This window comes from Devosia sp. A449 (genome assembly GCF_054489375.1).
In genome coordinates, this window is sequence record NZ_JBTMWU010000002.1 from 617,757 (window position 1) to 643,914 (window position 26,158).

General features: G+C 58.3%; 31 protein-coding genes and 1 tRNA gene. 21 read left to right on the forward strand and 11 right to left on the reverse strand.

The window, feature by feature from the left end; translation table 11 throughout:
• Nucleotides 1–6: 6 nt before the first annotated feature.
• Together ACX3OW_RS08850 and lon are read left to right on the forward strand one after the other, a co-directional pair.
• Nucleotides 7–1,161, forward strand: a complete 1,155-nt coding sequence (locus ACX3OW_RS08850) for a helix-turn-helix transcriptional regulator (protein ID WP_459095382.1) — start codon at nt 7–9, stop codon at nt 1,159–1,161.
• Between the two features lie 214 nt (nt 1,162–1,375).
• Nucleotides 1,376–3,808: an endopeptidase La gene (gene lon / locus ACX3OW_RS08855; protein ID WP_459095383.1), complete on the forward strand. Its 2,433-nt coding sequence runs from the start codon at nt 1,376–1,378 to the stop codon at nt 3,806–3,808.
• 232 nt (nt 3,809–4,040) lie between these two features.
• Here the strand turns inward: lon and ACX3OW_RS08860 are convergent, their stop codons facing one another.
• Nucleotides 4,041–4,274, reverse strand: coding sequence for a hypothetical protein (locus ACX3OW_RS08860; protein ID WP_459095384.1), 234 nt, complete (start codon nt 4,272–4,274; stop codon nt 4,041–4,043).
• A 186-nt stretch (nt 4,275–4,460) separates the two neighbouring features.
• Here ACX3OW_RS08860 and tet point away from each other — a divergent pair, with 186 nt between their 5' ends.
• The 10 genes from tet to ACX3OW_RS08910 all read left to right on the forward strand — a co-directional run bounded on the left by tet (nt 4,461) and on the right by ACX3OW_RS08910 (nt 12,442).
• The gene (gene tet, locus ACX3OW_RS08865; protein ID WP_459095385.1) at nt 4,461–5,660 is read left to right on the forward strand and encodes a Tet(A)/Tet(B)/Tet(C) family tetracycline efflux MFS transporter; all 1,200 of its coding nucleotides are present in this window, start codon (nt 4,461–4,463) and stop codon (nt 5,658–5,660) included.
• 208 nt (nt 5,661–5,868) lie between these two features.
• Nucleotides 5,869–6,141, forward strand: coding sequence for an HU family DNA-binding protein (locus ACX3OW_RS08870; RefSeq protein ID WP_046140229.1), 273 nt, complete (start codon nt 5,869–5,871; stop codon nt 6,139–6,141).
• Nucleotides 6,142–6,269: 128 nt separating this feature from the next.
• Nucleotides 6,270–6,345, forward strand: a tRNA-Val gene (locus ACX3OW_RS08875).
• Nucleotides 6,346–6,448: 103 nt separating this feature from the next.
• Complete coding sequence (locus tag ACX3OW_RS08880) at nt 6,449–7,528, forward strand: tyrosine-type recombinase/integrase (protein WP_459095386.1); 1,080 nt, start codon at nt 6,449–6,451, stop codon at nt 7,526–7,528.
• A 757-nt stretch (nt 7,529–8,285) separates the two neighbouring features.
• Nucleotides 8,286–8,492, forward strand: coding sequence for a hypothetical protein (locus ACX3OW_RS08885; RefSeq protein WP_459095387.1), 207 nt, complete (start codon nt 8,286–8,288; stop codon nt 8,490–8,492).
• Nucleotides 8,489–8,776 (forward strand): hypothetical protein, encoded by a 288-nt coding sequence (locus ACX3OW_RS08890; protein ID WP_459095388.1) that lies wholly within the window; start codon nt 8,489–8,491, stop codon nt 8,774–8,776. Before ACX3OW_RS08885 ends, ACX3OW_RS08890 begins: the two co-directional genes overlap by 4 nt.
• The gene (locus tag ACX3OW_RS08895) at nt 8,766–9,116 is read left to right on the forward strand and encodes a hypothetical protein (RefSeq protein ID WP_459095389.1); all 351 of its coding nucleotides are present in this window, start codon (nt 8,766–8,768) and stop codon (nt 9,114–9,116) included. Before ACX3OW_RS08890 ends, ACX3OW_RS08895 begins: the two co-directional genes overlap by 11 nt.
• The gene (locus tag ACX3OW_RS08900) at nt 9,113–9,511 is read left to right on the forward strand and encodes a hypothetical protein (RefSeq protein ID WP_459095390.1); all 399 of its coding nucleotides are present in this window, start codon (nt 9,113–9,115) and stop codon (nt 9,509–9,511) included. Before ACX3OW_RS08895 ends, ACX3OW_RS08900 begins: the two co-directional genes overlap by 4 nt.
• A 107-nt stretch (nt 9,512–9,618) precedes the next feature.
• A complete protein-coding gene (locus ACX3OW_RS08905; RefSeq protein WP_459095391.1) occupies nt 9,619–10,629 on the forward strand; it encodes a PriCT-2 domain-containing protein in 1,011 nt (336 codons plus the stop codon).
• Nucleotides 10,630–10,657: 28 nt separating this feature from the next.
• Entirely contained in the window at nt 10,658–12,442 is a 1,785-nt protein-coding gene (locus tag ACX3OW_RS08910; protein WP_459095392.1) for a hypothetical protein, read from the forward strand.
• A 74-nt stretch (nt 12,443–12,516) separates the two neighbouring features.
• On the opposite strand, the gene ACX3OW_RS08915 is transcribed toward ACX3OW_RS08910, so the two are convergent.
• The 6 genes from ACX3OW_RS08915 to ACX3OW_RS08940 form a co-directional block, all read right to left on the reverse strand.
• Nucleotides 12,517–13,281: a hypothetical protein gene (locus ACX3OW_RS08915; protein ID WP_459095393.1), complete on the reverse strand. Its 765-nt coding sequence runs from the start codon at nt 13,279–13,281 to the stop codon at nt 12,517–12,519.
• The gene (locus ACX3OW_RS08920) at nt 13,278–13,898 is read right to left on the reverse strand and encodes a hypothetical protein (protein WP_459095394.1); all 621 of its coding nucleotides are present in this window, start codon (nt 13,896–13,898) and stop codon (nt 13,278–13,280) included. Before ACX3OW_RS08920 ends, ACX3OW_RS08915 begins: the two co-directional genes overlap by 4 nt.
• 633 nt (nt 13,899–14,531) lie before the next feature.
• Nucleotides 14,532–15,569 carry a tyrosine-type recombinase/integrase gene (locus ACX3OW_RS08925; RefSeq protein ID WP_459095395.1) on the reverse strand — a complete coding sequence of 346 codons (1,038 nt, stop codon included), beginning with the start codon at nt 15,567–15,569 and terminating at the stop codon, nt 14,532–14,534.
• 13 nt (nt 15,570–15,582) lie between these two features.
• Nucleotides 15,583–15,834, reverse strand: coding sequence for a helix-turn-helix transcriptional regulator (locus ACX3OW_RS08930; protein WP_459095396.1), 252 nt, complete (start codon nt 15,832–15,834; stop codon nt 15,583–15,585).
• A 97-nt stretch (nt 15,835–15,931) separates the two neighbouring features.
• Nucleotides 15,932–16,345: a hypothetical protein gene (locus ACX3OW_RS08935; RefSeq protein WP_459095397.1), complete on the reverse strand. Its 414-nt coding sequence runs from the start codon at nt 16,343–16,345 to the stop codon at nt 15,932–15,934.
• Between the two features lie 74 nt (nt 16,346–16,419).
• Nucleotides 16,420–16,833, reverse strand: a complete 414-nt coding sequence (locus tag ACX3OW_RS08940) for a hypothetical protein (RefSeq protein ID WP_459095398.1) — start codon at nt 16,831–16,833, stop codon at nt 16,420–16,422.
• Nucleotides 16,834–17,211: 378 nt separating this feature from the next.
• Between ACX3OW_RS08940 and ACX3OW_RS08945 the strand changes: the two genes are divergently transcribed.
• Together ACX3OW_RS08945 and ACX3OW_RS08950 are read left to right on the forward strand one after the other, a co-directional pair.
• A complete protein-coding gene (locus tag ACX3OW_RS08945; protein WP_459095399.1) occupies nt 17,212–17,517 on the forward strand; it encodes a hypothetical protein in 306 nt (101 codons plus the stop codon).
• A gap of 10 nt (nt 17,518–17,527) precedes the next feature.
• Nucleotides 17,528–17,791, forward strand: a complete 264-nt coding sequence (locus tag ACX3OW_RS08950; RefSeq protein ID WP_459095400.1) for a hypothetical protein — start codon at nt 17,528–17,530, stop codon at nt 17,789–17,791.
• Nucleotides 17,792–18,056: 265 nt separating this feature from the next.
• On the opposite strand, the gene ACX3OW_RS08955 is transcribed toward ACX3OW_RS08950, so the two are convergent.
• The 4 genes from ACX3OW_RS08955 to ACX3OW_RS08970 all read right to left on the reverse strand — a co-directional run bounded on the left by ACX3OW_RS08955 (nt 18,057) and on the right by ACX3OW_RS08970 (nt 21,048).
• Nucleotides 18,057–18,290: a hypothetical protein gene (locus tag ACX3OW_RS08955; protein WP_459095401.1), complete on the reverse strand. Its 234-nt coding sequence runs from the start codon at nt 18,288–18,290 to the stop codon at nt 18,057–18,059.
• Nucleotides 18,291–18,503: 213 nt separating this feature from the next.
• Nucleotides 18,504–19,418 (reverse strand): hypothetical protein, encoded by a 915-nt coding sequence (locus ACX3OW_RS08960; protein WP_459095402.1) that lies wholly within the window; start codon nt 19,416–19,418, stop codon nt 18,504–18,506.
• Nucleotides 19,419–19,916: 498 nt separating this feature from the next.
• Nucleotides 19,917–20,111, reverse strand: coding sequence for a hypothetical protein (locus ACX3OW_RS08965; RefSeq protein WP_459095403.1), 195 nt, complete (start codon nt 20,109–20,111; stop codon nt 19,917–19,919).
• Nucleotides 20,112–20,322: 211 nt separating this feature from the next.
• Nucleotides 20,323–21,048 carry a LexA family protein gene (locus tag ACX3OW_RS08970; RefSeq protein ID WP_459095404.1) on the reverse strand — a complete coding sequence of 242 codons (726 nt, stop codon included), beginning with the start codon at nt 21,046–21,048 and terminating at the stop codon, nt 20,323–20,325.
• Between the two features lie 83 nt (nt 21,049–21,131).
• On the opposite strand from ACX3OW_RS08970, the gene ACX3OW_RS08975 reads away from it, so the two are divergent.
• The 7 genes from ACX3OW_RS08975 to ACX3OW_RS09005 all read left to right on the forward strand — a co-directional run bounded on the left by ACX3OW_RS08975 (nt 21,132) and on the right by ACX3OW_RS09005 (nt 26,142).
• Nucleotides 21,132–21,338, forward strand: a complete 207-nt coding sequence (locus tag ACX3OW_RS08975; protein WP_459095405.1) for a hypothetical protein — start codon at nt 21,132–21,134, stop codon at nt 21,336–21,338.
• A 115-nt stretch (nt 21,339–21,453) separates the two neighbouring features.
• Nucleotides 21,454–21,693, forward strand: coding sequence for a hypothetical protein (locus ACX3OW_RS08980; protein ID WP_459095406.1), 240 nt, complete (start codon nt 21,454–21,456; stop codon nt 21,691–21,693).
• Nucleotides 21,690–22,208, forward strand: a complete 519-nt coding sequence (locus ACX3OW_RS08985; RefSeq protein WP_459095407.1) for a hypothetical protein — start codon at nt 21,690–21,692, stop codon at nt 22,206–22,208. The genes ACX3OW_RS08980 and ACX3OW_RS08985 overlap by 4 nt, the downstream gene beginning before the upstream one ends.
• On the forward strand, nt 22,205–23,518 hold the full coding sequence (locus ACX3OW_RS08990; protein ID WP_459095408.1) for a DEAD/DEAH box helicase: 1,314 nt from the start codon (nt 22,205–22,207) through the stop codon (nt 23,516–23,518). The genes ACX3OW_RS08985 and ACX3OW_RS08990 overlap by 4 nt, the downstream gene beginning before the upstream one ends.
• Before the next feature lie 165 nt (nt 23,519–23,683).
• On the forward strand, nt 23,684–24,658 hold the full coding sequence (locus ACX3OW_RS08995) for a toprim domain-containing protein (RefSeq protein ID WP_459095409.1): 975 nt from the start codon (nt 23,684–23,686) through the stop codon (nt 24,656–24,658).
• Nucleotides 24,658–25,434, forward strand: a complete 777-nt coding sequence (locus tag ACX3OW_RS09000) for a DUF6551 family protein (protein WP_459095410.1) — start codon at nt 24,658–24,660, stop codon at nt 25,432–25,434. Before ACX3OW_RS08995 ends, ACX3OW_RS09000 begins: the two co-directional genes overlap by 1 nt.
• Nucleotides 25,435–25,509: 75 nt before the next feature.
• The gene (locus tag ACX3OW_RS09005) at nt 25,510–26,142 is read left to right on the forward strand and encodes a DUF1236 domain-containing protein (protein ID WP_459095411.1); all 633 of its coding nucleotides are present in this window, start codon (nt 25,510–25,512) and stop codon (nt 26,140–26,142) included.
• Nucleotides 26,143–26,158 lie beyond the last annotated feature (16 nt).

Here is a 26,158-nt window from a genome sequence, read left to right on the forward strand (position 1 = left end):
GGGGCCGTGGCTAAGCTGAGCGTCGAACAATTCGCTGATGTCACATCGATCCTGTTTGCGGCGGCGCTCGACCCGGCGCGGTGGCAGGATTTTCTGGATCGGCTGTCCACGCATATGGGTGTCGTCAATACCCACCTCTACGGCTACGACTTTGCGTCCAATCTGGGACTGGACCTGCTCCATCACGGCTACGCCCCCGAATTCATGCAGAGCTACCACGAGCATTACGGCACCCTCAACGCCTGGGCGCCGGGGCTGGCCAAGACGCCGGTTGGCAAGGTGGTGACCTCGGCCCAGTCCTTCCCCGAGGAGGAACTGTTCAAGACCGCATTCTACAATGAATGGGTGCTGCCCCAGGGCGATTTGCGCACCGGGGCCGGGGTTATTCTGGCCCGGGACGAATCTCGCTTCTTCGTGCTGGGCGGCAATATGAGCCAGCGCCACGCTGGCCACGAGCAGGACTTTTTCGACACGCTGACCCTGCTGACGCCGCATATGCGCCGCGCCCTCGAAATCAGCCGGACCATGTTCAATGAAACCATCCAGGTGGTGGCCGGCCAGAAATTTTCCGGCCAGTCGAGCGGCGGCGCCCTGCTGGCCCTGACCACGACGCGGCAGGTGATCTATGCCAATCCTGCCGCCCAGGCGCTGGCGGAAATTGGCGCGACCTTGCGCTTCAGCGCTCTCGGACGACTGCATTTCGTCGATATGGCGGCTGACAATGTGCTGCAGCAGGCGCTTGATGCCATGGCGCAGCGGCGGGGCGCCCCATCTGCCAGCCTGCAGTTGCGGCATCCGCATGGCGGCGTCACGCAGGTGCGCCTGGCCCGTATCGAGAGCGACCGGTTGGGCTTCATGCCGCTGGGCATGGCCAGCGGTTCCGGCGAACCGCATCTGCTGATCTCGCTGTCCCCGCCGCCCGACACCGCCAAGAGCGACGAGTTGCTGCGGCACGGCTTTGGCCTGACCGAGAGCGAAATCCGGGTTGCCGGCCTGATTGCTGATGGCCTCACCTCGCGCGAAATTGCCGACGCCCGCCAAGTGTCACTGCACACGGTGCGCGACCAGATCAAGGCGGCGCTGGCCAAGACCGGTTCACGCCGCCAGATCGAGCTGGTGCGGCTGTTGCAGAATATCCGGGGCGCTGCGGCAGAAGCGTAGCCATTCTGCATGCAGGGCACACAGGTGTTTCCGGGCTATTGCGCATATCTCCTGTGCGTTCTCGGGTTAACCGTCACAATACCGCGAAGCTTGACTTGCGTCCCCGCCAGACGGACCTATTTATTAACCGGAATCAGCTCAGCCTCGATGCTGAAGCTGTCTACAACGGGCGCGCATCCTCCCTTCCTCCCGCGCGCCCCGGAAAGGATACGAGATGACGGACGTCAATCCCACGGGCGGCGAATCCAGCCGGGATCGCGTTTACCCAGTGCTCCCGCTGCGCGATATCGTCGTTTTCCCCGGCATGATCGTGCCGTTATTCGTTGGCCGTGAAAAATCGGTCAAGGCGCTTGAAGAGGTCATGCGCGACGACAAGCATATTCTCGTCGTGACCCAGAAGAACGCCCAGGACGACGATCCCGCGCCCGACCAGATTTATGCCACCGGCACCATTGCCACGGTGCTACAGCTGCTGAAACTCCCCGACGGCACCGTCAAGGTGCTGGTGGAAGGCCTGCATCGCGCGGTCATCGACCGCTATCTGCAGACCGTCGATTATTTCGAGGCCGAGGCGTCGATCCTGCCTGAGCCCGCAGAAGACGCGACGGAGCTCGAAGCCTTGTCGCGCTCGGCCTCCACCGAGTTCGAAAACTATGTGAAGCTCAACAAGAAGATCTCTGCCGAGGTCGTCGCTGCGGTTGGGCAGATCGAAAACCACTCCAAGCTGGCCGACACCATTGCCAGCCATCTGGTGATCAAGATCAACGAGAAGGAAGATTTGCTCTCGACCATTTCGGTCGCCGAGCGCTTCCAGAAGATTCTTGGCCTGATGGAAGGCGAAATCGGCGTCTTGCAGGTAGAAAAGCGTATCCGTAGCCGCGTCAAGCGGCAGATGGAGAAGACCCAGCGCGAGTATTATCTCAACGAGCAGATGAAGGCGATCCAGAAGGAACTGGGCGACGGCGAAGAAGGCTCCAACGAGATCGCCGAGATCGAAGAGCGCATCGCCAAGACCCGCCTCAGCAAGGAAGCCAAGGCCAAGGCCGAGGCCGAACTGAAAAAGCTCAAGTCGATGAGCCCGATGTCGGCCGAAGCCACCGTGGTGCGCAACTATCTCGATACGCTGCTCGGCCTGCCCTGGGGCAAGAAGAGCAAGGTCAAGCGTGACCTGGCCATGGCCGAAAAGGTGCTGGACGAGGATCACTATGGGCTCGAGAAGGTCAAGGAACGCATCCTTGAATATCTGGCTGTGCAGGGCCGTACCGGCACCCTTAAGGGGCCGATCCTCTGCCTCGTCGGTCCTCCGGGCGTCGGCAAGACCTCGCTGGGCAAGTCGATCGCCAAGGCGACCGGCCGCGAGTTCGTGCGCATGGCGCTTGGCGGCGTTCGGGACGAAGCCGAAATCCGCGGCCACCGCCGCACCTATATCGGTTCCATGCCCGGCAAGGTGATCCAGTCGCTCAAGAAGGTCGGTAAATCCAACCCGCTCTTCCTGCTCGACGAAATCGACAAGATGGGCCAGGACTTCCGGGGCGATCCGTCCTCGGCGCTGCTGGAAGTGCTCGATCCCGAGCAGAACCACACCTTTGCCGATCACTATCTCGAGGTCGATTATGACCTGTCCGATGTGATGTTCGTCACCACGTCGAATACGCTCAACATTCCCGGCCCGCTGATGGACCGCATGGAGATCATTCGCCTGTCCGGTTACACCGAGCAGGAGAAGCACGCGATCGCCAAGCAGCACCTGATTCCGGAAACGTTGAAGGAAAACGGCCTCGCCCATGGCGAGTTCGAGCTGAGCGACGAAATGCTGACCGCCTTGATCCAGCGCTACACCCGTGAAGCGGGCGTGCGTAACCTCAAGCGCGAAATCGGCAAGCTGATGCGCAAGGCCGTGACCGAGATCGTCAGGACCAAGGTCAAGACCGTGGTTATCGATGAAGAGAAACTCACCAAGTATCTCGGCGCCGATATCTACACGCATGGCGAGATCGAAGCCGAAGCACAGGTTGGTCTGGTGACGGGCCTGGCCTGGACCTCGGTTGGTGGCGAGCTGCTGACCATCGAAGGCGTGATGACGCCGGGCAAGGGCCGCATGACGGTCACCGGCAACATCAAGGAAGTGATGAAGGAATCGCTGACCGCGGCAACGGCCTATGTCCGTTCGCGCTCGATCGATTTCGGCATCAAGCCGCCGATGTTCGACACGCGCGACATCCACGTCCATCTGCCCGAAGGCGCGACGCCCAAGGACGGCCCATCGGCTGGCATTGGCCTGGCCACGGCCATCGTCTCGGTGATGACCGGCATTGCCGTGCGCAATGACGTCGCCATGACCGGCGAAATCACGCTGCGGGGCAGGGTGCTGCCCATTGGCGGCCTCAAGGAGAAGCTGCTTGCGGCCCTCCGGGGTGGCATCAAGACCGTGCTGATCCCTGAGGAAAACGTCCGCGATCTCGCCGAGATTCCGGACATCGTCAAGGAAGGCATGGAAATCGTGCCAGTCAGCCGCATGGACCAGGTCATCGAGCGGGCGCTGGTGCGCAAGCCCGAGCCGATCGAGTGGAACTTCGATGAAGCCGCCGCCGCTGCGACCGCCAAGGTCGACACGACGGACGACGCCACCACCGGCCTGCCGCACTAAGCGGGCTGCTGGGTATCAAATAGAAACGGCGGTCCCTCGGGGCCGCCGTTTTTTTGTTTCCACCCACCGGCGCCCCCTCGCCCCTTGTGGGAGAGGGACAGACCTGACGCGTTCAGCGGAAGGTCAGGGTGAGGGGGGGCTGCGCCTCCCCATGATCTAAGCGTAGCAAAGCCCCCTCATCCGCCCTTCGGGCACCTTCTCCCACAAGGGGAGAAGGAAGGACCACCCAGCGCTACTCCGGCAATCCCGGCGGCAGGTCGCCGAGGCGCAGCAGCACCTTGGGCTCGTCATAGGTATCGGTTTCGATATCCACGGCCTGCGAGAAGGCAAAGACACCGGCCCGGCTGGTGGCCATCCGTTCGGCCAGGATGATAGCCGCCTCCGCTGTCTTGGCCGTTCTGGGCTGGTCGGGGGTCAGCTTACGACCCCGGAGCTGAAAGCCCTGCACGATATAGACGACGGCCATGATTTCCTCGCGGTTCTGATGGCCAGCCCTAGCATGGTTGCGACCACGACAAGGCAAACCAAATGCGCTCGGCGCCGCTGCTGCCAAAATCTGTCACCAGCACCCGCCATAACGCGGGCGGCCTTGTAACGGGGCTGTGAACCACCCACGTCAAATGCCGCTGGCGGCACCAATCGGAGCATCACTTTGAACAAGGCCCTTGTCGTTATCCTCGCGGCCGTCACGCTCGACGCCGTCGGCATCGGCCTGATCTTCCCGATTCTGCCGGCGCTGTTGCGCGATGTCGGCCACATGACCGAGGTGGCGACCACGCTGGGCATCATGCTGGCGCTGTATTCGGCCTGCCAGTTTCTGTTTTCGCCGATTCTCGGCGTGCTGAGCGACCGCTTTGGCCGCCGGCCGGTGCTGCTGGTCTCGCTGGCCGGCGCGGCGATCGATTATCTGGTGATGGCGTTTGCGCCCGAGCTGTGGATGCTGGTGCTGGGCCGGGCCATTTCCGGCATCACCAGCGCCAATATGGCGGTGGCGACCGCCTATATCACCGATATTTCCACCGAAGAGGAGCGCGCCAGCCGCTTTGGCCTGTTCCATGCCATGTTCGGCATCGGTTTCATCATCGGGCCGGTTCTGGGTGGGTTGCTGGGTGATTTCTGGGTGCGGGCGCCCTTTATCGCCGCCGCTTTGCTCAACACCGCCAATTTTGCCCTGGCGCTGTTCGTGCTGCCCGAATCTCGCAAGGGCCAGCCTGGCGCGCGATTCGATCTTGATACCCTCAACCCGTTCAAGCCGCTGAAATGGGCGCTGACCTTCAAGGCGCTGGTTCCGATGATGGCGATCTTCGTCATCATGAATTTCGTCGGTACCATGTACGGCACCATCTGGGCGCTGTTCAGCGAGGACAATTTTCAGTGGAACGGCATGATGATCGGGCTGTCGCTGGGCGCCTTTGGCGTGTTCCACGCCGGCGCGCAGGCGTTTCTCACCGGTCCGGCCGTGGCCAGGCTCGGCGAGCGCTGGGCGCTGATCGTCGGCATGGGGTGTGAACTGACCGCGCTGGTGATTCTCGGCTTTGCCACGCAGGGCTGGATCATGTTCGCGCTGGCGCCGTTGTTTGCCCTGGGTGGCATCGGCATGCCCGCGCTGCAATCGCTGGTCACCCAGCAGGTGGGGCCGGACAAGCAGGGGCAGTTGCAGGGCGTGCTGGCCAGCCTGGTCAGCCTGGCCTCAGTGTTCGGGCCGCTGTTCTTCAGCTTCGTCTATTTCGGCGTGCGCGGCAGCTGGCCGGGGCTAATCTGGATTATCGGCGCCGGTATCTACCTGCTGGCCCTGCCGCTGATGCTGGGAATCAGGCGCAGCAAGGCGCCGACGCCGGCCCTCGGTGAATAAGTCGAGAAACAGGCGGAAAAGCCCAGAAAACCGGCGAGCAGGCGGCAAACCGCTCTTGCCGGGTCAAATTTTCCAGTCCATTAACAGTTTTGCACCGTCCGGCCTCGTGAGACCCCCGGAAATCCTTGCGTTTCGTCCAGAATCGACAAAGGGTTTCCAGGTATCAGGTCTGCCAAGCGAGGGCGGGCAATTCACGCGAGGAAACGCTATGAACAAGAACGATCTGGTTGGCGTCGTTGCCGACAAGGCGACGATCACCAAGGCACAGGCCGCTGAAGCGGTTGATGCAGTGTTCGAGGCAATCACCGGCTCCCTGAAGGCAGGCGAAGAAGTTCGTCTCGTCGGTTTCGGCACTTTTGCTGTGTCGGCACGCAAGGCTTCGACCGGCCGCAACCCAGCCACCGGCGCCGAAATTCAGATCCCGGCCTCCAATCAGGCCAAGTTCAAGCCCGGCAAGGGCCTGAAGGACGCGATCAACTAAGTCCGATCCTGTATCGGCATGCTGATCGGCCCCGAGCGCTTCGCGCCGGGGCCATTTTCTTTTTTGACGGTTGACGATCCCGGGCAGGGGCCCTAATCAGAGCGCCTTGCAGGGGCGTTTGCCCCAGCGGGCGATTAGCTCAGTTGGTAGAGCGCCTCGTTTACACCGAGGATGTCGGCGGTTCGAGTCCGTCATCGCCCACCAAGTTTTCCTTGTTGAACCACAATGGTTTAGCTGGAAGGCGGAAACTCTCCGAAACATCATTGAACACCTGCTGGCACTCAAATGGCACGGCAAAGGTTCAATCATGGCCACAATCCGCAAGCGGAGCGACAAATACCACGTCCAGTTTAGACGTCAGGGATTCGCTCCCGTCACCAAATCCTTCTTCAAGCTAGCAGACGCCAAGGAGTGGGCACGGCTCCTTGAGATACAGGCCGACAGGCAGGAGTTATCCCCCAACCGTAAGGCTCTTGAGCAGTCCACCTTGGGCGATCTCGTGACCCGCTACCGGGATGAGGTCATTCCTAAGCTCAAGGCCGCTGACAGAGAGAGGTACGTGGTCAACGCTTTCCTCCGGCATTCGATCTGTCGCAAAACCCTGTCCGAACTGACCGTCCGTGATTTCGTAAAGTATCGCGATGAACGGCTCAAAACGGTAACGGCCAAATCTCTCCAGCGTACGTTGTCGCCCATCAATCATATGTTCCGTTTGGCGGTGGAGGAGTGGGATATTCCACTCAGGGACAATCCGCTGGCGAAGCTCCGGTTGAAGGTTATCGACAACAAGCGGGAACGGCGGTTGAAAGAAGGGGAACTGGACACCCTGCTGGCGATGGCTCGGAGTGGTCATGTCGCGGGGGCCACTAATCACAGCAATCGAACGCGCAACCCTTATGTACCGCTGCTGATCGAGTTCGCCCTAGAGACAGCGATGCGCAGGGGCGAGATGCTGGCCCTGAAGTGGGCCCAGGTTGACATCAAAAGGCGCTCCGTGACGATCCTGGAGGCCAAGAACGGGCATTCTCGCGTGATCCCTCTATCATTGAAGGCGGTTTCGCTCCTAGAGGCAGCTACGGAGGTCAAGCCCATCGACAGGGAGCGTGTCTTTCCTTTGTCACCTAACGGCTTCCTCCTATCATGGTCCAGACTGGTCGCTCGGGCCAAAATTGACGACCTGCATTTCCACGATCTGCGTCATGAAGCCATCAGCCGGCTGTTTGAGCTTGGTCTGACAGTTCCAGAGGTCGCCTCGGTCAGTGGCCATCGCACGATGGGGCAATTATTTCGCTACGCCCACGCCAATCATGCCAGTGTCAGGGCCAAGTTGCTGGGGTCACCAGGGATTTTGTTACCTAAATCGACCGTGAATGAGACAATCGCGTAATTCTTAGGGTTGACTGACACGCCCAAATGTCAAAATGCCCGGAATCCTTGAGGTTTTAAGGGTTTCGGGCGCTCATCATACCCAGTGGACTTGGACTGCGTTTCACCCCCGGGATCAGGTGCAGGTACTACCCATAGATCGGCCTTTCTTCGAAGGTGCTAGATGAAGATATTTGGTGGGTTGCAAGGCGCGCTCATGGGCGTATGATCCTGCCACGCCCTTCTAGGGCGGACGCCCCGGCACCTAGCCAGTTGGACATGACCTGTTCGGTTAGGATCATAGCCTCCATTAACGCCTTTGGCGGACCGCGTGACAGCGTAGCGATAATGCTATGTGCTTGCAGAAGGACGCCCGTATCGGGTTAGCCGGACGCTGCACTTAGTTAGCAAGGCTGGAGTGGGCGGAGCTAGTTTACTAGCGTAATTATGGTGCTGTAGCATCTAGGCTAATCGCATTAGATCAGGCTAAGTCCCTGATATACTTCATATTTTGCTTGACTTCGCACCCTAAAACGTGATACAATAGATGTGTAGGGGCAGTTCAGACTATCGAACGCACCCCTCTCCGAGCTTGGCACCATTCAGCCACGTTCCCGCAGGTCGAAGAGACCCGTAAGGCAGCACCGTCAAGGAACCTCGTTCCTGCTGTCCCCATAGCCCCCGACATCACCGATCATCATGAACAGACGCCGCTCGGTCTCTGTCGTGCTGGTCAATTTCAACTTTGCTTGAACAAAGCAAGAACGAAAGGTCGGTCTATGACTGATTTACTTGATAACGCAGGGGGCGAGAACTCCGCCCAACATCACCAGAACGATGCCCACAAGGCATATCAAGACCTCCAAATCCAACAGCTTGCCGAACGCGTCATCCACCAGGCCGGGCGATCCGCAACCCCGGACTTTCTCAAGGCGGTCGCCTATCAGGTGATTGCCCTTGCGAACGCCAAGGGAGGTGCACGATGACCTCCACCCGGCCGAAAGCATTCCGCTTGGGAGAATTCGCTAACCGCCTATTGGAACACGAAAAGGAAATCGCTGAGCGGCAACAGGCTGTCGTGATCGAGGTAGCCATTTTTCTACTTCAAAAGACCGCTCAGTATCCATTCTGGGTTGCACGAACCAAAGATGGAAAGCCTCTGCCCCGGTCACTGGAAGGCCGGTGGTTGTCGCCAGAAACCTTCAGGGTCGCTGCTGAAAAATATCTTGCCGTGCATCCAGTTGCGGGGAGGGGCAAGAATGCTGTTTGACCCTGACCAGTTGCCTGCAACTACCAAGACCAGCATGCGGGAGAAGGATGAGCACTACCATCGTGTCGTCGCTGTCTTGAACGAGAAGTGGCGTGTCATCGAGTGCTGCGATGGTATCCAGTGGATTGTCCAGCGTCGAGATAAGTCAACAAAAACACTGGCCACACCTCGATGGAGGAGCGTCAGCTATCCGAGGTGCAGGGAAGGTGTCTTCGCGGCTCTGACCTGGCTTAAAATCGATACAAGTGATGCTGCAATGGCAAGATTGGTCGCTCTGCCAGACTGGTTGCACAGTGCCGGTGCGAATTACCTCGCCCTCCTTCCGGGAGGCGTGACGTGACCAGAACGATCCAGCACGCCGGCGATGGAAACGAGATCTCCTTCGTCCCCATTGGACAGTTCGCTTCCAAGGGTGTCGCCGTCATCGATACCGAGGATTTGCTGATGCTAGAAGAGCTTGGCCTTTCCTTGGCGTGGAACCGGAATTCCCGGACTGGCTATGTCTTTGCTCCTGCTGCCCGCGCAGTGGGACGAAGCGTCCAGGTTGCCAGAGTCCTACTCGATTGCGGTCCCGGTGAGAACGTCCGGTATCTCAACGGCGATCCGACGGACCTTCGGCGGAGCAATCTTTCCGTCAATCCAGAAGGCAACGCCACTCGTAGGGACCGAGATTTCCTTACCCCCAAAGCAGAAAGGAGAGCATGGGGGCCAAAGGCGCAGCATGAGTATCTGTAGTTGAAACCTAACCAATACCCCGGAGGGCGTCACTGTCTTCCGGGGATTATTCGATCACTACGCCATCAACATTTTATATCTGAAAGCAGCACACAAGAAGGAAAACAATGAATGATGAAATAGACAGCATTCGACTAAACCAGTCAGAGGCCGAAAGGTTTTTGAACGGGCTCGACCCAAAGGCCAGCAGCTTCACGTTCCAGACCTTCCCTGAGAAAGGAAAATCTGGTTCTGGCGGCGTAGTGGATGGTGAACTCAGCAACGTCTGGTTGGCCCTGGAATTTGCCAACATCCATCATCACGGTGTCGGCGTCACGATCAATGAAACCCAAGGCGGACGGAAGGGCGAAAACGCTACCCGGATCAGGGCTGTTTGGCAGGAAGACGATAACGGATATCCAGATGGCTTTCCCCTTGAGCCTTCTGTCGAAGTGCAATCATCGGCTGGAAAGTTCCATCGATACTGGCTTGTCGATGGTGATTGGCCTGCGGACGAACAGGGCAGGGCAGATTTCGCGGCTGTCATGGCAACGATGGTCGGCACCTACGGCAGTGATCCATCCGCCAAGGATATCAGCCGGGCAATGAGGCTACCGGGCACCCTCCATCAGAAGGGCGAACCGCAACTGGTCACGATCATATGCCCAGCAGGCAGCGAACCTGTTCGCTATACCCGGCAGCAGATTGTTTCCAGCTTCGTGCAGCATCCAGTTGTCGTATCTTCTGGGCCACCTCCTATCATGACGCCAAAGGTCGCCGACGACATTGACCAGGACCGCGTGAAGTCCGCTCTATCTGCAATTCCTTCTGACGCCAGAGATACTTGGCTCAAGGTCGGAATGGCGCTCCACCGTGAGATAGGTGGGGATGATGTTGGATTTCAGATTTGGGATGACTGGGCCAAGACCACGGCAGCCGGGAACTACGATCTGGCTAAACAGCGCCGAGCTTGGAAATCTTTCCGCGATCACCCCACCCCTGTAACCTTCGCTTCGGTATTTCAGTTGGCGATAGATCACGGTTGGGAACGGCAGGAAACAAACACCCTGCGTTTTGACCTCAGGGGGGATTCCAGAGGAACGGATCAACATCCAGCGTCACCCCGGCGATCTTGTTGAAGCCGTCCTTCCGTCCATTCGAAACCGCTTGGCGGACTTCGGCAACTATCCCGCCCCTGTCTTCTTCGATGGTATCGAGGAAATCGCCAAGGTCATTCAAGGTATGGCGACAGGTGATCCAGCCATAGGCAGGGAATTGTACATTTCTAGCCTGGCTGCTGGTGTGGGCAAGACCACTACGATGATCGAAGCCATCCAGACGATCATAGGCATGACGGAATATCGTGGCGTTGGCATGATTGTGTTCCTATCACAGGTCAGCCAGATCGATGCTGTGCGCAAACAGGCAGGGCTATCGGAACGGGATTATTCTGTGATCGTCAGTACCGGTTATCAGGACAAACTGCCCTTGGGGAATCCTGTCCCTGTTGATGCCCGCGTTCTGTTCACGACCCAGCAAATGCTTGAGCGGTACGTCAAAAAGGCCGACAGCTTTGAAGGGATTCGAGATTTTTGGTTCAACGGCAAGCCGCGCCAAGTTAGGGTTTGGGATGAAGCAATCTCGCCCAGCAAGCTTCATACCTTGGGGGTCTATAAACTCCACAAGTTGTTCGATGCTCTTATTCGAGCCGGCCTAAAACCCGCTGTAGACGACAAACTCATGCCACTAGCGGAGACCCTAGGGACGGCCAAGGACCATGATGTTTTCGAGATGCCCGATCTGTCCGAATACGGATGGGAGGCCGAAGCTATTGCCGATCTATATAATGATGAGGGTGATAGGCAGGCAGCAGAAGCTTTATGGAAGCTATCCGGGCGGTCTGTTCGCGTCCGTATGGACCAGTGGGGCAGCGCGGCTCTGGGATATGACGACATTTTCCCGGACGATCTTGGGCCGCTGCTGATCCTTGATGCATCGGGACAGCTTCGTAAGGTCTATGCCGACTGGCACGCCGACCGAAAGGGGCTTCGCGGACTATATAGCCCGAAAAAGTCCTATGGTGGATTGACCATCCATTATCAGGACAAGGGCACCGGGCGAGATCAGTACAAGAAATCCCAGAAACGCAGATACGAGCTCTACGAGGGTTTTGTCCGCACCATCAAAACCATCCCTGACGATGAACCGATATTGGTGGTCCACTTCAAGGCGTCTGGCGACAGGCGGGAGGGAACAGCGGATATAGAACGGGAGCTGCGGGAGCAGTTGCCGGGACGGCGGAACCTGAAATTCTGCACCTGGGGTCAGCACACCGCCACGAACGACTATGCCGATTGCAGGCACATCATTTTGGCGAGCATTCTGCAATACCCGACCTCACACACCGAGGCCCTTGGGCGCAGTGCAAAGAGGCTATTGGCCGAGGATGGCTATTCTGCGGACGAGTACGGCCTGATGGCTTTGGGAGAGGTTGCCCATAATCTGCTGCAAGCCGCCAATAGGGGAGCCATTCGCAGGTTGACCGGAGATAGCTGCCCCGCGGGTTGCCACCTGTATGCGACATTCTCAGGCAGGCATATTCCGAGGGGGCTGTTGAACCATGTTTTCCCCGATGCCACGGTTCTGGACTGGACGCCAGTACATAAGGTGACGGGCAACCAAGCCAGACTAGCGCAACTCATAGAGGACGAGGCAACATCGGAATGGCACGACGTGCCCAAGGCCACGCTCCGCAACCGATTGGGTGTCAGCAAACAAGCGCTCTCAAAGCTGATAAACGACAGGCTGGTGGGTTATCTAAACACCGAACGCGGCATCAGTATCGAGATTGGCAGATGGGAGCTACGGATAAAGGACAACAAGGATGTAACCATCTCAGATGGAGCGCCTTATCGTGTTAGTACGACAGAGATTGAATGGTTTTCTTTCTAGTTGAAACAGAAGTAACCTAATATTCATATAACCCATTATGATAAATGGATTACTTGGAACGAATTGAATGGACCTCAATTAATAGCAATTGTGTCTTCGACATACTTTATGCCTAACGGCGATATTATTGCCGAATCTTCTCTTTTGTCGTAGTAAATAAGGTTCATTTTGTGAATTGGTGTAATGATTGACGATCTAAATCTTGAAGGATTACTGTATTCAAGGTCGGACAATACCTTTTTAATCGAGGTAAATTCCATAGTTGAATAAAGTACAATCAGAAATTTGTCTTTGGCGGACAGCTCATTGCTCAAAATCCTGAGCCTGTCTCCAACCTTCCAAACCAAAGGGATGTTTCTTTCAACAAGACCATCAACAGCGACGGTGGCGGTTTCAATAGACACAGAATGGAAGATGCGGACAAGTTCGGCCAACAACCATTTCGATATAGCCACAACCACGGTGGCATCCATGTGGTTAGGGTCTACGTCCGCACCCACATGTCCAACATTTCGGTTATTTCGGATTTCATAAAGGGCCAGAATTAGCCTAGGCATCTGAATTTTGACGCTTCGCGGAAAGTCGCCCGCCTTCTCTAAGTCCCGACAAGCGGCAACCATGTTGGGGGGTTTTGACGGCTTGTCGGGAAAATTGCCATCAACGTAACCACGCAAGATGGAGTAAACGACCTCGCATAGCTTTCCTCCATTGAGTTCTGCAGGCTCCCACCGGCCTTCCCGATAGTTACGAATTACCTTGTTAAATTCATCAATGAGTGGCGTGCGCAGTCCCTCGGGTATGCCAGACAGGACAGCCTTAGGTTCCATTGGTGCCGTCACTTCTTGCTCTTTGTTGAAGGCGGCAAATCATGCTCAACAAAATTTCGCCCCGTAGGTGTAACCCTCAAATTGGCTGGCATAGAGGTGTCAATTGTACCCTTTCTTGAACCAGCGACCCGCAGCCCGGCAGCGACATCCTTAGGCTCACGCCACGTGCTTGTAAGTCGAAACACTGATCCAACATGATCTGCGGTTACAGCAGGTAATTCCAAAATGTGCTGAAGATAATATACGGCGACAACGTATTTATCCTCGTTCGATTTTGGCTGTTTCTCTGCAGCAAATTCTTCAAATGGTTTCTTGTCATTTGGTCGCAAATCTAGGTCTCGTATGAATTTGAAATCCTTTTTTTGCCCGTTGTTTTTTCGAGTTGTCGTGCGTTTTGGCTTTTTTTCCTCTTCATTTTCAAAATTACCTGAAGCATTGGTCTGTGGGACGGTGGAGCCATCTTCTTTTTCTAATTTCGGTGAGCTTCCCTGGGCATTGCCAAGTCCACCCAAAGCCGCAAGTAACGCATCAAATGCGGCGCGCTGCACGTCGGGCGAACTAAATGAGTTTACGGCCTCAGCTATTTCTGCCATTCGCGCCAGAAGCGCATCAATCTTTGTTTCGGCCATTTGCTCCCCCAAACTCAATAATTCTGTTTAGCACACTGGGTAGAGTCAGTCAGAATGGCAATACGAAGGGCAACAGTTGCTGTCGAATTCGATAAATACGCCAACTTTTCCGCAACAGTTGGAGATGAGGATTTTCGCTTAGGAATTTTCAGGGTCCGAGTTCCCCGCACCGCACCGACCCCGGCACCCCCGGGGTACCCCACCTAGACGGCCTGCCTGGAGCCAGAACAGAACCCGTAGTGCTGCTCGCCAAGGGGCAGGGTCCCGACCAATACCTAATGACCGGTACTCTCTATACATAGGGGCGCTCATGGAGCTAGTTCTCAGAACTTGGCACAATTCTGGCACACCAAATCCCAGAAACAGCCCTGTCTCTGTGTCGCACTTGATCCTACGAACTGCCCTTGTCTCTAGCATGCGATCAAGGTAGAGTGCTGTAAGCAGTTGTTTGTAATGATGTTTCATAGAGCAGGGCGATTAAGGGCGAAGCCCGTTAAGTGAACGCAGTTCACGCCCTCAGTTGGTAGAGCGCCTCGTTTACACCGAGGATGTCGGCGGTTCGAGTCCGTCATCGCCCACCATTCCCCCTATTTTGTCGGGGAATTTCAATCGGTTAGAACATCTCGTTTTGTTCTAGTTAGAACGTCTCTCCAGTTTAGCCATGCCGTCGACAGCCATGCGGCGTTGATTCGCCGACCGCGTGTAACGCTCCACTTCGGCAATTGTCTGATGGCCGGTGATCGACATAATCTCCAAAGTCGTGCATCCCGCCTCGGCCAATCGGCGCGCGCCGGCCTTGCGGAGCCCGTGCGCGTTGTAGCCCTTGAGCAAGCCTGCCTCGCGACAGCGATCCCCGAACCAGTTGCCGAAGCTGGCCGGCTTATAGGGCCCGCCAAGGTCGGTCAGGATTAGGGTCATATTGTCCTTGGGTTCATTCTCCAGAATCACCGCCAGCTCGGGGTGGATGGGCACTTCCAGATAGGTGCCCGTTTTCTGCTGGCGCACAGCGATCATATTGCCCCGGATATGCTGGCGACCCATGCGGATCACGTCTCCGCGCCTTTGGGCCGTGTAGAGGCATAGTGCGAACGCCAGGCGGGCTTTCGACCCAATCGGGTGCCTGCCCTCAAAACGTTCGATGTCGGCCTCTGACCACGCCACAAAGCCGTCCCCGGCAACCTTGAGTGGTTTGACGCCGGCGGTCGGATCGTCGGCGCGCATCTCATCGTCCACCGCGAATTTCATCAGCATGCGCAGGGTACGCAGGAGCTTGTTCGCGGCGCCCGGTTTTTCGGCCTTGGCGGCGATCAACAGCTTGATGCCTTTGCGATCCAGCAGGTCAACGGGCTTGTGCCCGTGCGCAGCGTCGATCTTCTTGATCTCGTTCCGATAGGTGGCCTGGGTGATGTCTCCCAGGTTCTTGAAGGCCGAGGAAGCATAGTACCGGGCGATCAGGTCCGACATGCTGCCCTTGGCCGGATTCTTGACCTTGGGTCGTGGAGCGTCGTCGGGTATCGACGCGAGGCAATCTTGATAGATGGCCATGAACTCTCGCGAGCCGGGCAGACCTGGCAGGGCCGCCCGAGGGCATCCGCGCTTGTTGAAGTAAGGACGCTGCACATTAAGGCGGTCTCGGTAACTCTTGATATATTTGAGTTTAATCGTGCTCATCGGTGCCACCATGCTAGGCGTCATGCCATGGGTTCTTATCGTGGGTGATCTCGCCTTCGATTGGCAACGCCTTAAATGCTGCGTCGATGTCGTCGATGTCCCACACCCGGCGCCCGTCAATGACGCGTGGGCGGGGCATGCGCCCGTCCCTGACGAGGGCTGAGAACTTCGTAGAGCCCAAGCCCACATACAGAGCGGCCTCCGCCTCACCGAGGCCCCTGCGCATGAATAGGCGGGTTCCGATGCTTGCCTTGCGCTCACTCATGCCCGCTCCCCGACAAAGAATGCGGCCCAGACCATGGACTTTGCTCGGTCGATAGCATCGGAGGCTTCATTGACCTTGTGAATGAGTTTGTCGGCCATCATGCACCGCCGTTCGGGGTGATGGTGACCGACACCGTGAACCCGTCGCCGCCGCCTGAGACGAGGCTGAACGCGCTGGCCAGCGCCAGGCTGCGGGTTTCGATGTCGTCGGGGTCAGTGAGGGGGCGCGACAGGTATTCGTCGCTGGCCAGGCGCAGTTCGTTCTGCAACTGATCGCAATAGGCGTCACACCACGACTGCATGCGTTCCCAGCCAGTATTGATGCCACTGTAGAGCGCGCCCTGCTGATTGAATGAATGGTGCACTGCCAAGATGGCATAGATCGCGTCGCGCAGCTCTGCGGTGGCCATGGCGGCGAACGTTTCGTCGGCGCTGGCGCGTTTGGGAAAGTCCAAATCGCACTGACGACTTGCTGGGATGGCAGTACTGCTGATATTCTTTTCGTTATCCATTGATTGAACCTCCAGTTTTGTCTTGGAAGGCTCGGGTGGTGTTGACGCACTGCCCGAGCCGATTTGTTTCGGCTTCAGGCGGGGGCAAGTACCGGCGTCGGCTGGCCAGTGATGGCAATGGCGTCGGCAAACAGGGTCTTGCCCCGGTCGCTGTCCAAATCGAATTCGTCGTAAGCCGTCATCACCAGCAGCTTGATGGCGAAACCCGTCACAGTGGCTGGACGCAGCGCCGCCATCTGGTCCTCGATAGCCCAGAGCTTTTCCAGCGCCGCGTCATCACGTGAGTCATTGGCCAGGACGTAGGTTGCCCGCCAGTCTGCGAACAGCGTGTGGATTTCGGCGTCCAGGTTTGACGCGGTATCGACGGGCAGACCACAGACTTCTGCCGAGTGAGCAGCGATCACATAGGGTACGGCAATCGCGGCGCTGGCGACGGCCGTACCAGCTCCGGCGATCAACGCGCGGCGGGTAAAGGTGGGTGACGGCATATCGGCCTCCAGATCAAGTGATGCCGTATATTGCATTAAAGCTATTAACTATGTCAGCCATGCAATAGCATAAATGCAATATTTACCTAGTGCGCTTTTCGACTCGACTCCGTTCCGCATTGGAGGTTTTATGAGAACATAACAAGAACAACCGTGAGGCGGTTATGTGTGATGGAAGCTCAGTTTTGCTGCATGTACGGTGTGGCGGATGCGCCAAGATGTACCAACAATCGGTGGAACTGCCTGCCGGCCGACCGCCGCCAGTGGATGGCGACGAGCTCATGGAGCATCCCGAAATCAGGAACATGAAATTCGAATGCCCCAAGTGCGAAACGCCAAGCGCCGAGATCGTGGCGTTCAAGGTGAGGGAGATCAGTCATGCCGCATGAGGTCAGCGAATTTATTGTGGTGGCGCCTGCGAACCAGGCCAAGGCAGTCGAGTGGGCAGAGCGCCGGCTTGCGGCATTCCTTGAAACGCATTTCCCACTCTACAGCTTCCGCATCGATCCATTTGGGCCACTCTCGGACGATGATCGTTTTACCGTCATCCCCGTGATGAGTGCTCGCCCGGACAGAGATGATCGAAGCGATAAAATCAGGCTGTTGAGCTTGGACCCGAACGTCATCCCCGAAATCTGCGACACGCTCAGATCCTTCGATCTGACCGGCGCAATGACACACTGAGGAATTGAGTATGGAAATCGCTGAGCACGCCCCCGCTGGCACGGTCACCCATTTCGTCGTCCAAGCCTACCGCAAGGGCAAGCGCGGCAAGATCGAAGCCGAAGAGCCCAAGGTTGCCCGCGACGAGAACAACGCGCTGGCCATGGCCGAGCGCCTAGCGCTGAGCCGTCACGCGGTCATTGCGTTCTCACGGACTGGCGATACGGAAACCGGGGATTTTGATGATCCAGTGATCCTGGCCAAGCATGGCGCAGTGCCAGAGCATCTGGGATAGGCAAAGAAAAAGCCCCGCCTGAACAGGGCGGGGCAGTATGGGCATAATAAGGACATCGGAGAAACGTGGATCCGGCGCTCTGGTTCCTCACCCAAAGAAAAACCCCGCTCAATGGCGGGGCTGAGTGACTTTGGAAACAGGTCAGGCGGGAGGGCGAAGCCTGGGGGGCGATAAGCCCTCCCTGAGCCCGAGGGCCTGCGGTGATCAAGCATTGCGATAGTGGCAACAAAGAGCCCGCTCGTGTTGAGAGCGCATGGGTGGGCGATCAGCTGGCCGGTATGAGACTGGTCAGCCGAGCAGCCTTTCGGCTTCCGCTGGTCAAGGCGCCAGCAAGAACAGTCTTTACGGTGACGTCAGCTGGCTTCGCGCCAAGTGGCAGCCTCATAGTCCTGCCGTCGATCTGAGCGTGGATGATGCCGCTTTCGACAAAATATGAGGCAGATACCACCTTGCCTTCATGCATGACATCAACGGTTTGGACGACGTGTTCAAGGAGCATTTGAACCTCCGCATGGAGTTCGACTTCCTCCGTGCATCGGGGAAGGGCACCTAGATAATTGCGCAGGGAGCGCCCGGACAACAGCATACACTGGAGGGCCCACAGGGCCACAGCTCGGTCCGGTCTGGAGGAAGCGTAGGCCGGATACAGGGGAGAGTCGATCCCCGAAACCTGCCAACAAAAAGCCCGCCGGTTAGGGCGGGCTAGAGAGGTTTAGCGAGGCAAGGCGGGGCGCGGCTTCAATGCCTCCAGGGCGACGGTTGCGATTGGGGCAGCGATCTGGCCCTGCTTCACCTTATCGCTGAGATAGTTTGGCATGTGCTTGATCAGGTAGACCTCGCGCACCCACCGACGAAATTCTGCGAGAGCATCATCTGGGTAGCAGAAGGGGTGCTGAGGATTGGATGCTGCTTGGGGGAAGTAGCCAGGGTAAAAGTGTTCGTACTTGCGCCGGGCGCCGTACACGGCATCTAGGTTGTCCTTGGTCCAGTGCTTCCCCCAATGAATGCCAACACTAATGTCTGGAACGAAAGCGGAGCCAAGATTTGCCCCGTTTCGGATCAGGGTGACGATTATGTCCGACAGCTCCTTGAAGATGCTGAAATAGCCGTCTGGAACGGTATGGTGTGACAGTGAAACGCGATCATGGAACTGCTGCCAGACCGCCTGTGACGTGTTAACAGGCGAGTACCCGACCAGCTCGTAGATGAAGTCGGCAAAGCCCTTTCGCCCTAGTCTACGAAAACTTGCGGCAGCGTTTGGATTTGGTGGCGACGCCTCGAAGGCGTAGTATTCCAGAATGGCCATGCAAACAGCCTCCGGAAAGATGTGCTGCACCACGCCATCTTTTGGTACTGCGTGGAAGGCAATTGCGTCATCAGCTCCGTGAGCTTTCACCAAGTCACGGATTTTGCGCTCTCTGGGTTTTAGTGGGTCTGCCTGCCAGCCCTCAGTAATGCGCACGATGAGGCTATGATCAATATCGCACATGCGAGAGAGGCCGCGAAGCGTAAGGAATGCAGTGCCATTCCCGAGCACCCCCATTTCAACACCATCAATCTCCGCAACGCGGGCGATCTGAAAGTCTAGGGACAGCTGATCTGGGGTGGTGCTCAAATTAGTAGTCATTGGCATTTCGTCCTTTTCCAACAATGGCTTAAGGTGGTGCTCAAAAATAAATTCGAGCCGAAATTGCCTTTTGAAACTTGACCTCACACCAGAATCCGGTTCATGGTGCTCTCGCTAAATCGGTCGTCCAAAAGACGGTTACAGAAAAGGTCCGCTCCTCCCCAGGTGCCGGACCTTTTTCTATGCTCTACCGATTCAATACTTGGGTCAAGCGGTGGTTGCCCGTTTGTTCCGTTGGGCGGCGAGGCTACCTTTCGTCCATAGCCCAATCACTGCATCATCCCCGTATACCGCGTCCCCTTGAGCTCCGCTGGCCCCTGGTTTCCTCTGCTATGAGTGCAGCCTCAACCTCATCCAGAAATCTGGCCCACATAGGCTTGCCCTCGTGCAGGGCGTCGGGCGGTATTTTGTAAGCCTTGCAGCGCGCGCGGCAGGCCTTCTCTCTCGGATCTACGGGATTGCGCGGACGAGCTGCTGGCTTGCGTTTGCGGGCAGGGGTCATGCGTTGCCCGCTGGTGGGCCGTTCTCAAGTGTTTCCCTGGTGAAGATCAGCAGGTCATGGGACCGCTGGGACATCTCGGCCGCTTCGAGCAGCACGGCTTTGATGTCCTCAGTTGTCATTTGCTCAAGGTCGTCGGCTGCTTCCCGCAATATCTTGGCAAACGGGCATTCATTGAAACGGGCAGGGGTCATCGCAATCACCTATCGACAGGTTCGGTTTCCAGCGCCGGACGCTCGCCGAGCTGGGCAATCATCGCTTCCAGCCAATCTGCCACTGGCTCAGGTGTCGGCTCGGACCCGGTGTACCAGTCCATAACCTGCGTCTGTTCCAGGCCAAGGATCTCCGCAAATGCGAAAGTCGGCCAGTGCAGGATTGTGAGGCATTCTCTTAAGCGAGCAGGGGTCATCCTGGCAGCCTATGGATAATGTCTCGCACTAGGGCGGCCACCTTCACCTCAACACCATCATCGTCCCAATCGTCATGACGAACGATGATCGGCTTGTGCTTGGCGTTGGATGACCGGGGCTGGAACTCAATGCGGTCATCAAACCATGCGACCTGCTTGACCGAAAGCTCCCGCTCCTGGCCACCGTTCCTCGATCGCTGGATCACCACTACCAGACCATCTCGCAGCGGTGAGCGGCTGGCGATCTCGTCATAGTCGATGGCAACGATGCGCGAGCCCGGAGTGATGGGGTGCGGCTCCAGCTTATTCATGCTGTCGCCGGACACGTCATAGACGCGCTGCGTAGCGTCGGGGAACTTGTCATCAGCCGGAACCGTGACCCACTCAGGATCTTCCTGATTGAGCTCGTCAACCTCGCGCCATGCGCCGGCCTCTACGGTGGCAACGACAGGCGCCGACGCTGGAGGTCTGGCGGTACGCGCTATTTCGCTGGGGCCGCCCGTGATCGTTCGCAGATAGTCGGAATATGAGATTCCGGTTGCCTCTGCGATCTTCCCGAGCGTGGACGTGGATAGAGCGAATTTGTGTTCGGGATCGTTGAGCGGGCGAGTCAGCGTAGTGGCCGAAAGTCCAGCCTTCGCCGCCAATGCGGTGGCAGCGATGTGCAGCTGCGCCATCACATGCTGCACATAGGCTTTCGCTTGTTCGTTCTCTTTGGACATTTGTGCACCCTAACAAGATGATGCAAAAATGCACTATGCAATAAAGCTAGACAACTGTGCATTAATGCTATAGTTAAGGCGGTATGAGCACCACCGATGAAATTATCGCTTTGGAAAAGGCGGCCCGGATTGCCGGATTTCGCGTTGCCGACATCCTTCGCGCGGCAAAACTTGATCGCTCCACTTGGACGCGGTGGCGGAACGGGGTCACCAGCCCACGGCTGGACAATTGGAAGGCTGTTCACAAGGCGGTTGAAGAACTGATCGCTGGCAAACAGAAGGCAGCATGAGCCGGCATCCGCGCGCCCGCGACGGCCCACCGCCGATCTAGCCCCATCACCATAATCTCGGTCGGGCAGGCTGGTGTGACAATCGCCGCCGACCCCAATCCATAAGGTACTGGAAATGAAACACTCCACTATTGTGGACGGCGAAGCCATGTCCGCAGTCGAGGGCGTCGATGTATCGCATCTGCTTGGTGCGACCATGGTGATCGACATGCAGCAGGAACCGCAGCGCTCGGCGTTCAATGCCTATCGCGTGGCCTTCCACGACAACGCCGCTGATCCAAACCTGCGTCATGCCGCTGCATTGGTCGTTGCCTGGAATGGCTTCGCAGACCTCATGGGGGTGGACCGGGTATGAGCCGTATTCGTTCCATCCACCCCGGCTTTTTCACCGACGAAGATCTGGTCCAAGTCAGTCTGCCGGCGCGCCTGCTCTTTCTCGGGTTGGGCGTAGAGGCCGACGATAAGGGCGCGTTCGAGTGGAAGCCGACCACCATTAAGATGCGTCTATTTCCTGCCGATCACCTCGATATCGACACCCTACTTACCGAGCTGGTGTCGATTGATGCGGTCGCTGCGTACGAAGTCGACGGGCGTAAGTTCGGCGCAATTCGTAATTTCAGGAAGTTCCAGCGCCCCAAATCCCCCAATGACATTCACCCTATGCCGGACGATTTCCGAAGCTACGTGGCCTTACCCGCGTCGATTTCGGAACCATTTCCCCCAGGCGGGGAAAAGTCTCCGCAGATGGAGGATGGAGGAGGTAGGGGAAGGAAGAAAGAGCTTAGCCATACAGGCACAGGACTATCAGTAGGGCAGGGTAGTCCCACAGGCACGAGGGCAGGGGCGAACACGGGAGGGCGAGCGCCATGACCGTGGACCTGTACGATTTCCAGCAGCAGGCTATCGACGAAACCTACATGGCGGTGGCTCAGGGCTATCGACACCCGATGCTCCAGCTTCCCACCGGTGGTGGCAAAACCGAAACGGCGGTGAAGATCGTCCAGCGGGCTCTGGCCAAGACAAGGCGGGTGACGTTCGTGGTCCCGGCCATCGAACTGATCGACCAAACCGTGGCCCGGTTTGCCAAGTATGGCGTGACCTGCGTCGGCGTGATGCAGGCGGATCATCCCGGGACGGATCGCAGCCAGCCGGTGCAGGTGGCCAGCGTTCAAACTCTGGCCCGGCGGATGCTGCCCGATACGGACTTGGTGATCGTCGACGAGGCGCACCAGGCGCACAAGATCATCTTCGACTGGATGGTGGAGCGGACCACGCTGCCGTTCATCGGGCTCTCAGCCACGCCCTGGCGCAAGGGGCTGGGGCGCCACTACGACCGCCTGATCCGGCCGGTGACGCTGCAGCAGCTCATTGACCGCGGCCGGCTGACGCCGTTTCGCGTGTTTGCGCCCTCCCATCCCGATCTGGCCGGCGTGAAAACCGTTCGCGGTGACTACGACGAAACCCAGCTGGCCGATGCGATGGACCGTCCGCAACTGACCGCCGACATCGTGTCGACCTGGCTGCAACGCGGCGAGAACCGGCCAACGCTGTGTTTCGCAGTGAACCGGGCACACGCGGCCTCGCTGGCTCAGCAGTTCGAGCAAGCGGGCGTGGCGACGGCCTATGTCGATGGCTACACCGACCGAGACGACCGCAGGGTTATCGCCGACGCCTTCGCCGCTGGCCGGGTCAAGGTTGTGGTCAATATCGGCGTGCTGACCACCGGTGTCGATTGGGACGTGCGGTGCATCATCCTGGCGCGGCCGACCAAGAGCGAAATGCTGTTCGTGCAGATCATCGGCCGGGCTCTCCGCACCGCGCCGGGCAAGACCGATGCCCTGATCCTCGATCATTCCGACAGCACGCTCAATCTTGGGTTCGTCACGGACATCGGCCACGACCAGCTCGACGGCGGGAAGATGGCGGCGGCTACCAAATCGAGCAAGAAAACGCAGCAGCTCAAAACCCCAAGGAATGCTCGTCCTGCCATGCGCTCAAGCCGGCCGGCGTCCACGTCTGCCCGGAATGCGGGTTTGCGCCGGTGCGCGTTGAAGACGTCGATACTGCCGAAGGCGACCTCCGCCAGGTATCCGGCGCCAAGCTGGCCGATGACCGGCAAACCAAGCAACGGTTCTGGTCCGGGTGCCTCTGGCATGTCGACAACCGCGGCTGGTCGATAAGCCGAGCCAAGGCCAACTACCACCAGCGGTTTGGTGTCTGGCCGGTCGGCCTGCAGGCCAAGGTCGAATATCCCGATGTTGCCACCCGCAACTGGATCAAGGCATCGATTATCCGTTGGGCCAAGGGCCAGGAGAAGGCGCGTAAGGCCGGGGAGGCGGTGACCAATGCACTCGCATAAAACGCCCATCGTCACCCGCACGCAAAACCGCTGGCGCGAAATCCTGCCGGCGCTGGGCATCGACGGCCGTCTGCTCACCAACAAGGGCACTGAATGCCCGGTGTGCGGCGGCAAGGACCGGTTTCGCTTTGACGATAAGGACGGCAAGGGCACGTGGTTTTGCAACCAGTCGCACGGCAGTGAGACGGACAACCCGAACGGCTGTGCCGGCAATGGCTTTGCGCTGGTGATGGACTTTAAGCACTGCGATTTCGCCGAGGCCGCGCGACTGGTGGAAACGATCATAGGGACGGACAGCGCGCCGCGGGCGCCGGCTCCGACCCAACAGCAGGCCGAAGCGGCGGGAAATCATGCTGAGGTCATGGCCTTGTGGAAGGCGGCTCGGTCGATCCAGCCAGGCGATATCGCTGATGTCTATCTGCGCTCCCGCCTTGGCCATTATGCACCGAGCCGGGCCCTGCGGTTTCACGAGGCAATCCCCTATGGCGGCCGCAAGGTGCCGGGGATGCTTTCGGCCTACGTCGACCAGCACGGTGATCTGTCTGGCCTGCAGCGTACCTACCTGACGCCACAGGGTGAAAAGATCAAATGGGGCGAACCCAGGCTGACGATGGGCAAGCTCCCTGACGGCGGCGCGGTGCGGCTGATGCGACTGGAGCCGCGTCACACAGGGCTCGGCATTGCCGAGGGCGTCGAGACCGCCATGTCCGTAACAACCATGTTCGGACTTCCGTGCTGGGCAGCTCTCAACGCCGGCAGGATGGCAGTATGGGAACCGCCAGAAGGCGTCACCGGCCTCGTCATCTTCGCCGACAATGACGCCAACAAACGCGGCCAGCAGGCGGCGTTCACGCTTGCGGCCCGGCTGGAGCAGCGCGGGATCATGACAGACGTGCAGATACCGCCCGACGTGGGCACCGACTGGAACGACGTTCATCAATTGAAACTGAGGGGGCAATAATGGCCGACACAGAATTCCGCGATCCGGGTGAAGTGCCCGTGCTCGACTGGATCGACAAGACCCTGATCGATGTTGACGCCGCTTACCAGCGACCACTGGACTGCAGCCGCGTTGAGAAAATCCTGACGTGGTTCGAATGGTCCAGCTTCGGCGCTATCGTCGTCGCCCCGGTCGAAGGTGGCGGCTACCACTGCACCGACGGTCAGCACCGGCTGGAAGCGGCGAAGCGTCATCCAGGTGTCTCGGTGGTGCCAGCGATTATCGTGCAGATGACCGGCACCACTGCGGAGGCCGCCAACTTTATCGCGCTCAACCGCGACCGGAAGAATATCACGGCGCTGGACCGCTATTGGGCCGAGCTGGCCGCAGAGGATCCGGAGGCGGTCACCATGAGTCAGGTGACCCAGCGGGCAGGGGTGTCGATCCAGCGCTATCCAGCTCCAGAGTACAAGCCGGGCCAGACCGTTGCGGTGAGCGCCATCCGCGCGGTGGTGGACAAGTGGGGCGCCATGCGCGCCCGCGAGATCCTGCAAGTCGTGGCCAGGGCCGAGCTGACGCCGATCCGGGGTGAGCACATCCGCGCCGCCGAAATCCTAATGACCGACGATGAGTTTCGGCACGACGTCGAGCCCGAGGCGCTATCCGACGCGCTGTCGGGCAATGCCGAGGAGTTCGGGATTGAGGCCAAGGGCTTTGCCAAAACCCATCGCATGACATCGGCGAAGGCGTTTGCCAGTGTCTGGTTCAGGAAGTGCCGGAAGAAGCGGAAGGCTTGAGGCGCTAATTCGGAACGAACCTCCGGACTGTCCGTTGGGTGACCGGGGCGAAACAAACCGAGACGAGGAAAGATTATGAGAAATTGGCTTTCAGCCTCTGCTGCAGTTCTTTTGCTGTGCACCGCCGTTCCGGCTTTCGCCCAAGACTCAGTCAATACCGAAACCAACGCCAACGCCGCCGTCGGTGGTGTAGCGGGAGCGGGTGGGGGCGCAGCGGTAGGCTTCATGGTTGGCGGGCCTATCGGCGCCGTGATTGGCGGCTTTGCCGGTGCGACACTGGGTGCCGCGACGGGCGTTGCTGCCTCAACTGTCGAATACGCTGGCAATCATCCGGTCGAGCCGATCTTTTTCGATAGCGGCGTCGATATCGGCTTGGTGGTGCCACCCGATGTGGCCATTTATCCGGTCGAAGGTGACGATCGCTACGGCTATATCTACGCCAATGATCGTGTGTGGATTGTGGATTTGGAAACGCGGGCACTGGTGCAGTCGCCGGGGTATCTCGTCCCCCAATCGGTCGCTGACTATGCTATCGCGAACCCGATTGGATCCGTGAATGTGGCAGATGACGTCGTGGTGGGTTATGCTGTTCCCAACGAAGTCGTGCTGAGCCCGATCCCGGATAGTCGCAGCTATTCCTACGTGTATATCAATGATCGTCCCGTACTGGTCGAAAACACCAGCCGGACAGTGGTCTTCGTGAACTAGCAGACCACCCGAAATA